At 75.6% G+C, this 13,571-nt stretch carries 9 protein-coding genes and 1 pseudogene; 9 read left to right on the top strand and 1 reads right to left on the bottom strand.

Translation table 11 applies throughout. The annotated features are described in order from the left end of the window. Window position 1: 1 nt before the first annotated feature. The 8 genes from EAO71_RS21700 to EAO71_RS21665 are packed head-to-tail and all read left to right on the top strand — an operon-like array spanning window position 2 to window position 10,255. On the top strand, window positions 2-1,162 hold the full coding sequence (locus tag EAO71_RS21700; RefSeq protein WP_261992271.1) for a glycosyltransferase: 1,161 nt from the start codon (window positions 2-4) through the stop codon (window positions 1,160-1,162). Then, window positions 1,159-2,619: a sugar transferase gene (locus EAO71_RS21695; RefSeq protein WP_147979488.1), complete on the top strand. Its 1,461-nt coding sequence runs from the start codon at window positions 1,159-1,161 to the stop codon at window positions 2,617-2,619. The genes EAO71_RS21700 and EAO71_RS21695 overlap by 4 nt, the downstream gene beginning before the upstream one ends. Window position 2,620: 1 nt before the next feature. Next, on the top strand, window positions 2,621-3,979 hold the full coding sequence (locus EAO71_RS21690) for an O-antigen ligase family protein (protein ID WP_147979487.1): 1,359 nt from the start codon (window positions 2,621-2,623) through the stop codon (window positions 3,977-3,979). Next, window positions 3,972-6,569, top strand: a complete 2,598-nt coding sequence (locus EAO71_RS21685; protein WP_410093996.1) for a lipid II flippase MurJ — start codon at window positions 3,972-3,974, stop codon at window positions 6,567-6,569. The genes EAO71_RS21690 and EAO71_RS21685 overlap by 8 nt, the downstream gene beginning before the upstream one ends. Beyond that, on the top strand, window positions 6,466-7,266 hold the full coding sequence (locus EAO71_RS21680) for a polysaccharide deacetylase family protein (protein WP_147979486.1): 801 nt from the start codon (window positions 6,466-6,468) through the stop codon (window positions 7,264-7,266). The genes EAO71_RS21685 and EAO71_RS21680 overlap by 104 nt, the downstream gene beginning before the upstream one ends. After that, window positions 7,263-8,396, top strand: coding sequence for a glycosyltransferase (locus tag EAO71_RS21675; protein ID WP_147979485.1), 1,134 nt, complete (start codon window positions 7,263-7,265; stop codon window positions 8,394-8,396). Before EAO71_RS21680 ends, EAO71_RS21675 begins: the two co-directional genes overlap by 4 nt. A 6-nt stretch (window positions 8,397-8,402) precedes the next feature. Next, window positions 8,403-9,110, top strand: coding sequence for a YveK family protein (locus tag EAO71_RS21670; protein ID WP_261992270.1), 708 nt, complete (start codon window positions 8,403-8,405; stop codon window positions 9,108-9,110). Continuing rightward, the gene (locus EAO71_RS21665; RefSeq protein ID WP_399754061.1) at window positions 9,107-10,255 is read left to right on the top strand and encodes a GNAT family N-acetyltransferase; all 1,149 of its coding nucleotides are present in this window, start codon (window positions 9,107-9,109) and stop codon (window positions 10,253-10,255) included. The genes EAO71_RS21670 and EAO71_RS21665 overlap by 4 nt, the downstream gene beginning before the upstream one ends. Before the next feature lie 664 nt (window positions 10,256-10,919). On the opposite strand, the pseudogene EAO71_RS39035 reads toward EAO71_RS21665, so the two are convergent. Continuing rightward, window positions 10,920-12,176 (bottom strand): annotated as a pseudogene (locus tag EAO71_RS39035) (glycoside hydrolase family 26 protein); the annotation flags it as partial. A 157-nt stretch (window positions 12,177-12,333) separates the two neighbouring features. Here EAO71_RS39035 and EAO71_RS21655 point away from each other — a divergent pair. Then, the coding region (locus EAO71_RS21655) for a carboxylate--amine ligase (protein ID WP_147979514.1) at window positions 12,334-13,571 on the top strand (1,238 nt) is incomplete at its 3' end.

The following is a 13,571-nucleotide window of genomic DNA, read 5'->3' as shown; positions in this document are numbered from 1 at the left end:
GGTGCGGACCTCACGGGGACACGTCTCCCTCGACTCCACCGTGCTGCACGTGGTCCAGCCCGGCGACGGCGGGGTGGCCCGGGTCGTCACCGACCTGGTGCGTGCCCAGCTCGGCGCGGGGCTCCGGGTCGCCGTCGCCTGCCCTCCCGGGACGCCGCTCGACGCGTCCGTCCGGGCCGAGGGCGCGCCGGTGCACGCCTGGCAGGCCGGGCGCGACCCCGGCCCGGGGCTGGTCCGGGAGACCCGCGACCTGGCCCGGCTGATCCGTGCCGCCCGCCCGGCGCTCGTCCACGCGCACAGCGCCAAGGCCGGGCTGTGCGCCCGGCTCGCCCTGCGAGGGCGCGTCCCGACGGTGTACCAGCCGCACGCCTGGTCCTTCGAGGCGGCCGACGGCACGGTGGGCGCGCTGGCCCGGCGCTGGGAGCGGTGGGCGGCGCGCTGGACGGCGCGGATCGTCTGCGTCAGCGAGGCCGAACGCGATACCGGCGAGCGCGCCGGTGTCCGGGCGCCCTGGTCGATCGTTCACAACGGTGTGGACGTCGCCCGGTTCGCGTCCGGTGATCCCGGCCGGACCGAGGTACCCGCGCCCCGGGAGACCCCCGGGCCCACCGTCGTCTGCGTCGGCCGGCTCTGCCGCCAGAAGGGACAGGACACGCTGCTCGCCGCCTGGCCCTCCGTGCTGGCCGAGGCGCCGACGGCGCGGCTGGTGCTGGTCGGTGACGGTCCGGACGCCGCGCGGCTGCGGGCCTCCGCGCCCCCGTCGGTGCGCTTCACCGGAGCCGTCGAGGACACCGCGCCCTGGTACCGGGCCGCCGACCTGGTCGTCCTGCCCTCCCGCTGGGAGGGCATGGCCCTGGCACCGCTGGAGGCCATGGCGAGCGGGCGGCCGGTCGTGGTCAGCGATGTGGACGGGGCACGCGAGAGCCTGCCGCCCGGCCACGCCCCCCTGTGCCTGGTCCCGCCCGAGGACCCGGCCGCGCTCGCCGCCGCCGTCGGCCGCCTTCTGGGCCGGCCGGGGTTGCGGGAGTCCCTGGGCCGGGAGGCCCAGGAGCACGTACTCAGCAGATTCGATGTGCGGCGCACCGGCGCGGCCGTCGCGGACGTGTACCGCGAGCTGGCCGGAGTGCGGTGCACCGAGCACAGAGAGCCGATGTCGCAGTGACCACGGAAAGCACCAGCATCCCCTCCTCGCCGGGCCCCTGGCCCTCGGCGGGCCAGGGCTCCGCCTCCTCTCTCGCCTCCCTCGCCCCGCAGCGCGGCGCCCCGGGCCGCACGGCGACGCGCCCGCGCCGCCGGACCCCCCGGCGGCGCTTCACCGCGCTGCCGCTGGTCGCGGCCGACGTGCTGGCCGTCCTGGTCGCCGCCGGGCTGCTGCCCGACCCGCGGACCGGGACCAGGCTGCTCCTGCTGGTCACCGGCTGCGTGCTCGTCCTCCACAGTCACGCGGGGATGTACCGGCCGGGCACCCTGGCCGTGGCACTCGACGAGCTGCCTGCGCTGGCCGCCCGCGCCGGGTTCGCCTGGTGCCTGGCCGCAGCCGCCGTCGCCGCGTACGCCCCCGCCACGGCGATCGGCCCGGTGCCGCTCGCCACCGCGTTCGCCGCGCACCTGACCGCCGTGTGCCTGCTCCGCGGTCTGGTGCACGCGCGCAGGCGGCGGACGCACCGGGCGCATCCGCGGTCGGCGCTGGTGATCGGCGGGGCGGCCGCGGCGCGCCGGTTCGCGGCGGCGGTCGGCCAGCATCCGGAGTACGGCATGCGGCCGGTCGGGATCGTCGGCACCCGGCCCGACATCGGGGCGCCGCAGTCGGGCGCGGAGCCCGGGCTGCCGGTCCTGAGCACCACGGAGGAGGTCCACCGGGCCGTCATCCAGAACGCGGTCCGCGACGCGGTGTTCCTCACCGACGACCCCGGTCTCGTCACCCTCTTCCAGCAGTACGGGTGCACGACCTGGCGGGTGGGCGGGGACCGGCACGGCGGCCCGATGAGCGACCACCTGTGGGGCTACGGCTGCCGGCGGCTGGTCCCGCCCTCCGAGCGGCGCGGGCGGGCCGCGAAGCGCGCGCTCGACCTGGCCGTCGCGGTCCCGGCGTCGACGCTGGTGCTGCCGGTGCTGCTGGTCTGCGCGCTGGCGGTGCGGCTCTCCGACGGTCCGGGGGTGCTCTTCCGGCAGGAACGGGTGGGGCAGAACGGGCGGCTGTTCACGCTGCTGAAGTTCCGCACCCTGCGCCCGTCCGACGAGACGGAGTCGGCCACCCGGTGGAGCGTCGCCAACGACCGCCGGATGAGCGCGGTGGGCAACTTCCTGCGGCGTTCGTCGTTGGACGAGCTGCCCCAGCTGTGGAACGTGCTGCGGGGTGACATGAGCCTGGTCGGTCCGCGGCCGGAGCGGCCGTACTTCGTCGCCCAGTTCAGCCGTATCCACGCCGGCTACGCGGCCCGGCACCGGATGCCCGTCGGGCTCACCGGCCTGGCGCAGGTGCACGGGCTGCGCGGCGACACCTCGATCGAGGACCGCTGCCGCTTCGACAACCACTACATCGATCACTGGTCGCTCTGGCAGGACGTCCGCATCCTTCTGCGGACCGCGGCCGGGCTCGTCCGACCGGCGGGGAGCTGACATGGCGACGGTGGCGACCACCGCGACCGGGCCCACGGGCCCGGTGACGCGGCAGGCGGCGGCCCGGCACGCGGCGCCCGCGCCCACGGTGCGCGACTGGGCGCGCCGGGCCGGCCGGCTGTCCCCGGTCCTCGCGGTGCTGGCCCTGCTGCTGGTGCCGGGCGGAGGCGGCGCGGAGGGCGGCACCGGCGGTACGGGCACCCTCGCGGACGCGGCCTCGGGGCTGCTCGTCCTGATCTGCCTGGTCCGGGTCATACGCGAGGGCGCGCGGCCGCTGACCCGCGCGKCCGCGGTGGTGCTCGGGCTGCCGGTCCTCGGGATCTGCCTGGCCGCGATCACCTCGAACGACCCGGCCGCCAGCCTGCCCGGCGTCCCCCGCTACGTACAGATCTTCGTCCTCGTCCCGGCGGCCGTGCTCCTGATGATCCGCGACCGCCGGGACTTCGCCGTGGTGGCCTGGTCGCTGGTCGGGCTGGCGCTGCTGCAGGGCTCGGTCGGGGTGGTCCAGTTCCTGACGGGCACGGGCGCCTCCTACATGGGCGAGGACATCCGCGCGGTGGGCACCTTCGGGCCGACCGACGTGATGGGGATGGCGACCGTCGTGTCGTACGGGCTCGTGATCGCCACCGGGATCGCGCTCGGCAGCGCGGGCGGACGGGTGCGGACGGCCGCGCTGGTCTGCGCGGGGCTGCTCTTCGTCCCGCTCGTGCTGTCGTTCAGCCGGGGCGCGTGGATCGCGACGGTCCTCACCTGCGCGGTCCAGCTGCTGCTCTCCGGGCTGCGGCGGGCCGGCCGGGTGACGCTCGTGGTGGGCGCCCTGGCCGTGGTCCTGGTGGGCGGCTTCGGGATCGGCTCGGCGATGGTGCAGGAGCGGCTCTCCAGCATCACGCAGGTGACGGCCGCGCCGGACCAGTCGGTGACGGACCGTTACACGATGTGGGCGGCGGCCGGGCAGATGTGGCGGGCGGATCCGGTGACGGGCGTGGGCCTCAAGGGCTTCCCCCAGTACCGCGACGCGAACGCCTCGCTCGCGCTGTCCTCGGGCAGCGACACGGCGGGGGCGGGGGCCGGGTTCCAGCGTCAGCCGCTGCTCTCCCCGCACAACATGTACCTGCTGGTGCTGAGCGAGCAGGGGCTCGTGGGACTGCTGGCCCTGGCCGGCAGCTGGGTGGCGCTCCTGGTCGGCGCGCTGCGCCGGCGCGGGCGGGGCACGGACTGCGCGCTGGTGGCGGTCGGTCTGCTGGGCTGGCAGCTCGTCGACTTCTTCTACGCGGACATCGGCGGCCCGTCGACGGTCCTGATGTCGGTCGTCCTCGGTCTCGCGGCCTGGTGGTCGCTGGCGGAGGTGAAGCGTGCGTGATCCCTGGGGTGGGGAGCCGGAGTCCACGGACGGTGGGCCGGGCCGGGAGCCCGCCGGCCCGGGGCGCGGCGCGGCGGAGGACCTCGTACGGGTCGACGCGCGCGATCCGTGGACGGCGCAGGAGCAGGTGGGCGGGGCGCCAGGTCCGGTCCGGGACCCGGCGGGGGACGCCGGCCGCGCGGCGTGGCGGTGGGCCGGCACGACGTCGGCCGCGCCGGGCGACGCGCCGCCCGCTCCCGAGACACGCGCGGCGGAGCCCGAACCCTACGGCGGCTGGCGGCCGTCGGGCGGCCCTCCGGCGGGCAAGCGCCCCCCGGCGGGTCCGGTGCCGCCGGCCGGCCCCCTGCCCGGGACGGGTCCGCGCCGGGCGGACGGGCCGCCGTCGTTCGCGTCGGGCCGCCGGCAGCCGGGCGCGGCGCCGTACGGGGCCGACGCGCCGTACGGGACGGGCCCGCGGTCCGGGCCGCCGTACCCCGGCGCGGCGCCGTACGCCTCCGGGCCGCAGCCCTCCGCCGGACCGCCCTACGCGCCCTACGCGCCCGGCGCGGCCGCGCCGGGCGAGCGGTCGTACGGGGTTCCGGCGCACCAGCCGCTCGCCGAGCACCGGGCGCCGGCCGCCCCGACGGGTGGCGGCCGGGCCGTCGCCGTGCCGCCGCACGCGCCGTGCGGGGGTACGGGGGCGGCCGGGGCCGAACCCGCGGGACCCTGCGGGGACCGGTGCGCCGTTCACGGGGTCAGGCACCGGGCCGTTCCCCTCGACACCGTCGGCGCGCCGGACGCGCAGCGCCCGGGACCGGTGGCCCCCGCGTCCGAGCGGCGGCACCGGGCCGCCACCCGCACGTGCGGGCTCGGTCGCGGGCGGCCGCACCGGAGGGTGGCCTCCGGTGCGCCCCGGCACCGGGCGGCCCGCCCCGCGCACTCCCGGCAGGCCGGGCCGCGGACGGCCTCGGGACGGTTCCTGGCGCGGGCCGCCGCCGTCACCGCCGCGCTGACCGCCGCCGGCGCCCTGCTCGGTCTGGTACGCGACCAGATCCTCGCCCGCTTCTTCGGCGCCGGGGCGGAGACCGACGCGTTCCTGATCGCCTGGACCGTGCCGGAGTTCGCGTCGACGCTGCTCATCGAGGACGCGATGGCGCTGATCCTGGTGCCGGCGTTCAGCCGGGCCCTCGCACGGCGCGGCGGCCTGCTCTCCGGGGACCCGGTCCGCGCCCTCGTCCGCTCCACCCTGCCCCGGCTCGCGCTCACCGTCAGCGCCGTCTCCGTCCTGCTGATCGTCGCCGCCCCGCTGCTCGTCGGCGCCCTGGCACCGGGCCTGCCCGACCCCGGACTGGCGATCGACTGCACCCGGCTGACCGCGACCTGCGTGCTCACCTTCGCGCTCGCCGGCTACTGCTCCGCCGCGCTGCGCGCCCACGGCTCCTTCCTGCCGCCGGCCGCCATCTACGTCGCGTACAACGTCGGGATCATCGGCACGATCCTCGTGCTGCGCGAACCCTTCGGCGTGCGGTCCGCCGCCGCGGGGGTCGCCGTCGGCGGGGTCCTGATGGTGCTGGTCCAGGCGCCCTCCCTGCTCCGTGAGCTGCGCGCCCGGCCGCTGCCCAAGGAGGCACCCGCTTCGACGGCCGGCGACGGCCGGCTGCTCGCCCTCGGCCTGATCGCCCCCGTGGTGGCCTTCGCGCTCACCCGCCAGTCGCAGATCCTGATCGAGCGGTTCCTCGCCTCGCCGCTGCCCGCCGGCGCCATCTCGCATCTGAACTACGCGCAGAAGGTGGCGCAGATGCCGATGATCCTCTCCCTGATGCTGTGCACGGTCAGCTTCCCCGTCGTCGCGCGGGCGATGGCCGCGGGCGACGTCGAGGAGGCCAGGCGCCGGGTCGAGCGGGACCTGCTGCTCGCCGCCGTCGTCGTCCTCGTCGGCGCGTCGGTCGTCGTCGCCGCGGCCCCGCAGATCGTCGAGATCCTCTTCCAGCGCGGCGCCTTCGACCGCGCGGACACCGCCGCGACCGCCGCCGTCATGCGGGTCTACGCCCTCGGGCTGCTCGGCCAGACCATGGTCGGCGCGCTGGTCCGCTGCTACTTCTCGGCCGCCCGGCCGCTCTGGTACCCGGCCGCCGCGATGGCCGCCGGCCTCCTCGCCACCGCCGTGGCCGGAGTCCCCTGCGCCCGCCTGTGGGGGGCCGCCGGCATCGCCGCCGCCAACGCCCTGGGCATCACGCTGACCGCCGTCCTGCTGCTGTGCGGGGCGCGCCGGCAGTCCATCCCGGTCCGCATCCGGCGGCTCGGCGAGGGGCTGCTCAGGCTGGCCGTGGCGGCCGCTGTCGCGACCGGGGCCGGCTGGCTCGCCGCGCTCCCCGTCGAACCGGCCGTCGGTTCCCTGGCCGTCGCGGGCCTCGTCGCCACCGCCGTCTTCCTGCTCCTCCTGGCCTGCGCGCCCCAAGCGCCGGACATCCCACCCCTCACCCGCACCGCTTCCCGAAGGCTCGCCCATGACCGTTGCCACGGCGCCCCGCAACGCCGCGATCCGTCGTCTGCTGCCGAAGCCGCCCCCGTGGGTGGCGATGTACCACTCGATCGCGGACGCCCCGGATGATCCGTACCGGGTGACCGTCTCCCCCGTGCGCTTCGCCCGGCAGCTGCACTGGCTGAACGACCGTGGGCTGCGCGGCGTCTCGGTGCGCGAGCTGCTCGCCGCGACCGCCGCCGGCCGGGCGAAGGGCCTGGTCGGGCTGACCTTCGACGACGGATACGCCGACTTCGTCGAATCGGCCGTGCCGCTGCTGCGCCGGCACGGCTTCACCGCGACCGTCTACGTGCTGCCCGGGCGCCTCGGCGGCGAGAACGCGTGGGACGCGGACGGCCCCCGCAAGCCGCTGCTGACCGAGGACGGCGTCCTGCGCGCGGCCGAGGCCGGCATGGAGATCGGCTCGCACGGTCTGCACCACGTCGCGCTGACGACCGCCGACGACGGGACCCTCGCCGAGGAGACCCGGCGCAGCCGCGCCGTCCTCGAGGAGATCACCGGTACCCCGGTGGAGGGCTTCTGCTACCCGTACGGCCAGGTCGACGCCCGCACCGTGCTGGCCGTGCGGGAGGCGGGCTACCGGCACGCCTGCGCGATCGACCCGGGCCCGCTCACCAGCAGGTACGCGCTGCCGCGGATCCACGTCGGCGAGCAGGACACGTCCTGGCGGCTGACCGCGAAGCGCGCCCTGCACCCGCTGCGCCGACGCGGGCCCGTCGATCTCCCGCACGCGCGGACGCGGCGGGCGGGGGCGGATGCCTCGTGAAGGTCCTGCACGTCATCACCGGGCTCGGGATCGGCGGGGCCGAGCAGCAACTCCGGCTGCTGCTGCGCCACCTGCCGGTGCGCGGCGAGGTCGTCACGCTCACCAACCCGGGCGCGGTGGCGCGCGGCATCGTGTCCGACGGCACTCCGGTCACCCCGCTGGACATGGCCGGCAACCGGGACCTGGGCGCGCTGCCGCGGCTGGCCGGCCTCGTCCGCCGGGGCGGCTACGACCTCGTCCACACCCATCTGTACCGGGCCTGTCTGTACGGCAGGATCGCCGCACGGCTCGCCGGGGTCCGGGCGGTCGTCGCCACCGAGCACTCGCTCGGTGACCACCAGATCGAGGGCCGCCGGCTGTCGGCCGGCACCCGCGCCCTCTATCTCGCGGGCGAGCGCCTCGGCACCACGACCGTCGCCGTGTCGCCCAGCGTCGCGCGCCGCCTGGAGCGGTGGGGCGTCGCCCCGTCGCGGATCCGGGTGATCCCCAACGGCATCGAGACGGGACGGTTCGCGTTCACCGAGGACGCGCGGCGCATGACGCGGAAGGTGCTCGGCCTGCCCGACGACGCGTTCGTCGTCGGCGGGGTGGGGCGGCTCACGCCGGGGAAGCGCTTCGACCGTCTCGTCCGGGCGGTGGCGTCCGTGCCGCGGGCCCGGCTGCTGCTCGTCGGCGAGGGCACGGAACGCGCGGCGTTGCTGCGGGCTGCCGAGGAGTGCGGGGCCGCCGGCCGCGTCCTGCTCCACGGCGCCTGCGGGGACCCGCCCGCCGCGGAGGACGCGGGGCCGGATCTGCCCTCGCTGCTCGCCGCCATGGACGTCTTCGTCTCCACCTCCCCCGACGAGACCTTCGGGCTCGCGGTCGTCGAGGCGCTCGCCGCCGGTCTGCCGGTGCTGTACGTGGCCTGCCCCGCGATCGACGACCTGCCGCCGGAGTCGGCCCCCGGTGCCCGGCGGATCGGCGGGTCGGTGTCCGAACTGGCCGCGGCGCTGCGGGACGCCGAGACGGCCCGGCCCGGCCGTCTGCCGCAGCCCGACGCCGCCCGGCACTACGACATCGCCCACAGCGCGCGGCAGTTGATGTCCCTCTACGAACAGACCGTCCACGGCACCCCTCTCCGCACGAAGTGAGACCCCATGAGTCAGAAGAGTCAGATGAGTCAGCCGAACCCACGCGCCCTGCCCCCGCAACGCTCCCGCGCGCTGACGGCGCTGCACAAGCGCCGCCACTGGTGGGTACTGCCCGCCTCGGTCCTGCTCGGCGCGACCCTCGGCGGCGGTTACGGGGCACTGAAGACCCCGCAGTACGCGGCCACCAGCTACGTGATCGTGGTCCCCGCCGCGAAGTCCGACCCGGCCGCCGCGCTCGGCTTCGCCCAGGCGTACGGCAGGGTCGCCACGGACATCGCGGTGACCGGCGACGCCCAGGTGTGGGCCGGCGTCTCCGCCGCCACCCTGCGCGCCGGGGTGGAGACCGCGACCTCCCCGGACGCGCCGATGATCTCGATCACGGCCCGCTCGGCGCAGCCTGCCAAGGCCGTCTCCATGGCCGACGGGGTCGCCCGCGCGCTGGTCCTCAACAGCTCGCAGGTCTCGGGCAGCACGGGCGTGAAGGTCGTCCAGTTCTCCCGGGCGACCAAGCCGTCCGCCCCCGTCTCGCCGTCCGCCCCGCTCTCCGCGCTGGTCGGCGGCTGCGCGGGCGGACTGCTCGGTGGACTGGCGCTGCTGGTCGGACCGCGGCGGGCCGCCGCTCCGGCGGAGTCGCGTGGCTCGCGTCAGCCGTCCGCCGCCGTGCCCGGGCCGGCGGCCGTGGCCGCGCCCCAGCCGGAACCGGAGACGGTGTGACGGCGGGCCGCCCCGAGGCGCTGCGGACCGAGATCTGCCGCGACGGCGCGGAGTTCGGCCGTCTCGGCGCGCGCTGGGCCTCGCTGTACAAGCGCTGTTCGACGGCGACGCCGTTCCAGTCCCACTCCTGGCTGCACTCCTGGTGGGTGTCGTACGGCAGGCCGGGCGCGCTGCGCGTGGTCCTCGTGCGCCGGGACGACGGCGAACTGGTGGCGGCGGCGCCGCTGATGCGCGCCCGCGGTCCGCTCCCGGTGCTCACCCCCCTGGGCGGCGCGATCACCGACTTCACGGACGTCCTGCTCGACGACACGTGCCCGCAGGCGGCGCCCGCGCTGGCCCGGGCGCTGACCCGGGTGGCCCGCGGCGCGGTGGTCGACCTGCGCGAGGTACGGCCCGGCGCGGCGGCCGAACGGGTCCACGCCTGCTGGCGCGGTCCGCGACGGCGGCTCGCCGACTCCCTGTGTCTGGAGCTGCCGGCCGTTCCGATGGACGCCCTCCTGGAGCGGATCCCCTCCGGGAAGGCCCAGCGGGTGCGGGCCAAGCTGCGCAAGCTGGACGCGCTGGGCATCGACGAGCACGTCGTGTCCGGCGAGGAGGTGCCGGCCGCGCTCGACCGTCTGCTGAAGCTTCATCAGCTCCAGTGGCAGGGGCGGGGCGTGACCGTCGAGCACACCAGCGCGCGGTTCGCCCAGCACCTCGCCCGGGCCGTGCGGCCGATGGTGGAGTGCGGGGACGCGCGGGTCACGGAGTTCCGGCTCGGCGGGGACGTCGTGGCGGCCGATCTGACCCTGATGTCACCCCGGCTCGCGGGCGGGTACCTGTACGGCGCCGATCCCGTCCTGCGGGCCCGCAAGGTCGACGTGGCGACCATGCTGCTGCGGCACGGGGCGCGCGAGACGAGCGCGAGCGGACGGGTCACGCTGAGCATGCTGCGGGGCACCGAGCCGTACAAGCAGCACTGGCGGCCCGAGACCGTCCCCAACCAGCGACTGATGCTGGCGGGTCCGGCCGCCGCGCCGCTGCTGTGGCTGCGGGCGGGGGCGGCGGACGGACGGCGCTGGGCGGCGCGCCAGGCACGGGAGCGGGCCTGGGCGGGTCGGTTGCTCGAACGGCTGCGGGGACGGGCGAACGGCGGCGGAGGCTGATCTCCTCCGCCGCCGTGGTGGGCCGTCGCTCCGGTCAGAACGGCCAGGCGCCGTCCAGGACGTCCTTCCAGTCGTCGTCGCGGTCTTCCTTGCCGATCTCCTTCGGGACGCAGACCGGACCGCCGATCCAGCTCTCCACCCACGAACCGAGGTTCACGGTCCAGCAGGCCGGCTTCGGCTCGGGCTTGGGTACCGGGACCGTCGGGACCTCGGGCTTGGGCTCGGGCTTGGGTACCGGGACCGTCGGGACCTCGGGCTTGGGCTCGGGCTTGGGCTCGGGCTTGGGCTCGGGCTTCGGTACCGGGACCGTCGGAATCTCGGGCTTCGGCTCGGGCTTGGGTTCCGGCTTCGGTACCGGGACCGTCGGAACCTCGGGCTCGGGCTTGGGCTCCGGCTGGGTCGGCACCTCCGGCTTGGGCTCGGGCTTGGGCTCCGGCTGGGTCGGCACCTCCGGCTTCGGCTCGGGCTTGGGCTCCGGCTGGGTCGGCACCTCCGGCTTCGGCTCGGGCTTGGGCTCCGGCTTCGGTACAGGAACGGTGGGCACCTCGGGCAGCCCCGGCACCTCAGGAAGCCCTGGCACCTCCGGCAGCCCCGGTACCTCCGGCATGCCCGGCAGATCGGGCATCTCCGGCATCTCCGGGAGCTCCGGCATCTCCGGGAGCTCGGGCATCTCCGGCAGCTCCGGCCCCGTCGGCTCCTCGGGCAGCTCCGGCTCCGTCGGCTCCTCGGGCAGCTCGGGCTCGGTCGGGACCTCGGGCAGCTCGGGTGCCGTGCCGTACAGCATCTGCCGGAACACCTGCGAGGCGTTCGGGTTGTCGTCGCACTGCCAGACGCCGTGCGGGCAGTAGTCGGTGATCGTGTGGTACAGCGGTTTGTGCTGTTCGATCCATTCGAGCATCCGCCGCATGTACTCGGGGTTGTCCCCGTTCCGGAAGAGACCCCATTCCGGATAGGAGATCTGCTTGCCGTGCTCGGCCGCGAAATCGACCTGCTTCTGCAGCCCGTACGGCTCGCTGACATGGCGGTCGAAGGACGCCCCCGACGGCTGGTCGTAGGAATCCATTCCGATGATGTCGACGACATCGTCACCCGGATAGCATTCCGTCCACGGAATGGCGTCCGTACCCCGGCTCGGGTTGAAGTCGAAGCGGAAGTTCTGACCGGGTACCGACCGCATGGCGGCGACGATCCGCTTCCAGTACTGCTTCCACGAGGCCGGATCCGGCGCGCACCGGTGCGTGTACGTGGTCCCGTTCATCTCCCAGCCGAGGACGATGACGGTGTCGGTCGCCTCCAGATCGACCAGCCGCTCGGCCAGTCGCCGGAAGTGGTGGTCGTAGTTCCCCGCGGCGCCGAGCCGGAGCTGTCGGCGGACCTCGGCGTCGGAGACCCCGGCCTCGTTGCGCTCCAGCATCGGTACGTTCAGGACGAACAGCCTGTCCTCGCGCTCGTTGCGCCAGTCCGCCCAGGCGTCCAGGAAGCCCGGAGGGCTCTCGATGTTCGACCAGCGGTCCCCCGGGAGGTACGTGTGGCCGACGCGGAGCTCGCGGCCGCCCAGCCACTGCTGCAGCTGGGCGATCCGACTCACGCCGATGGGTCCGGACTCGAGGAAGGCGCCCAGCGCGGTGGCCGCGGCCGGTGCCGCGGCGGGCTTCACCACCGGAGTCGGCGCCGCGGACGGCTCCGTTGCCGGAGTCGGTGCCGCGGACGGCTTCCCCACCGGAGTCGGCGCCGCGGACGGCTCCGTTGCCGGAGTCGGTGCCGCGGCGGGCTTCGTGGTCGGAGTCGGTACCGGGTCCCGTGTCGTTACGGATTCGGCGGCGTGAGCAGGAAAGGACAGCACGACGGAACCTGAGGCAAGGAGCCCTGCGGTGAACACCCCCAGCCACGCCTTCGACACCTGTCGCTTTCGATCGGTCATGACCACTCCTTCTCCGCTCGCGCCATGTGATGGATCGTCAGTCTGATACTCCGAAAGTATTCCTAATGACCCGACCGTGAACTCCGCCGCGATCTGATCTGTAGTCCGTTCGTGTAATTCATCGCCCAGTTGGGGCACTCGAGATGAAGGATTTGCCGTGCCGAGCTTTGACACCCGCGTTCCCGCGCTTCTCGTGCGGCTCGACCGAAACCCTTTTCATCACGGCACACTCGGCGCCGCCCGATCCCTGGGACGGGCCGGGATCCCGGTCCACGCGCTGATCGAGTCACGGGTCAGTCCGGTCGCCCGCTCCCGCTACGTCCGCGACGTGCGCGTGCGACCCGCGGACCCCTCCCCCGAGGCGCTGGTCCGGCGGCTCGGCGCACTCGCCGAGCGGTTGCCCGCCCGTGCCGTGCTCGTGCCCCTCGACGACGTCAGCGCCCTCGCCCTGGCCCGGCACCGCGCCGAACTGACGGACCGCTACCTCCTGCCCGAGCAGTCCGTCCGGGAGCTGGACAGGGTCGCCGACAAGGCGGCCCTCGCGGAGACCTGCCGGGCCCTGGGCCTTCCCCATCCGCGGACCGGGATTCCCGGCAGCACCGAGGAGGCGGCCACCATGGCCTGGTCGCTGGGGCTGCCGGTGGTCGCGAAGTGGAGCCGCCCCTGGCTCCTGCCGCCCGGAGCCGGTCTGCGCAGTACGTCGATCGTCCGCTCGCTCGCCGAGGTGCGCGCCCTCTTCGCCCGCACCCCGCAGGCCGGCAGCCGGCTGCTGCTCCAGGAACTGCTGCCCCCGGGGCGGGATCTGGACTGGTTCTTCCACGCGTACGTCGACACCGCCGGCCGCTGCCGGGCCGGGGCGACCGGGCGCAAGGAGCGGTCCTGGCCGGACGGAGCCGGGCTCACGGCGGTCGGCCGCTGGGCGCGCAACGCGGAGGTCGAGCGGACGGCGCACACCCTCCTCGACGCGCTCGGCTACCGGGGCGTGTGCGATCTCGACTTCCGGCTCGACCGGTCGACCGGGGCGTACCACCTGCTCGACTTCAATCCGCGGCCCGGGGCGCAGTTCCGGCTCTTCGCGGACCCCGACGGTCTCGACGTGGTCCGGGCGCTGCACCTCGACCTGACGGGACGTCCGGTCCCGGACCACTCCCCCGCGTACGGCCGCCAGTTCGTGGTCGAGAACTACGCGGCGCTGTCCGTGCTCACCTCCCCGCGACGGCGGTGCCCGGGGCCCGCCCGTTCCGGCCCGCAGGTGACCGAGACGGCCTGGTTCGCCGCCGACGACCCCGTACCCGCGTTCTCGATGGGACGCGCCTGGTTCTCCCACGCGCTGCGCAGAGGGCTGGTGACGCTCCGTCGGTTCCTCCGGTCCGGCCGACCCGGCCGGTCGTCGCC

Source organism: Streptomyces sp. MS191, from assembly GCF_008042125.1.
GTDB lineage: Bacteria > Actinomycetota > Actinomycetes > Streptomycetales > Streptomycetaceae > Streptomyces.
The sequence above is the reverse complement of the archived record's forward strand: the minus strand, read 5'-3'. Positions and strand labels throughout refer to the sequence as shown.

Coding starts and splice junctions, on each gene's coding strand:
- EAO71_RS21680 (WP_147979486.1), top strand. CDS start 6,466: ATGACCGTTGCCACGGCGCCCCGCAACGCCGCGATCCGTCGTCTGCTG.
- EAO71_RS21670 (WP_261992270.1), top strand. CDS start 8,403: ATGAGTCAGAAGAGTCAGATGAGTCAGCCGAACCCACGCGCCCTGCCC.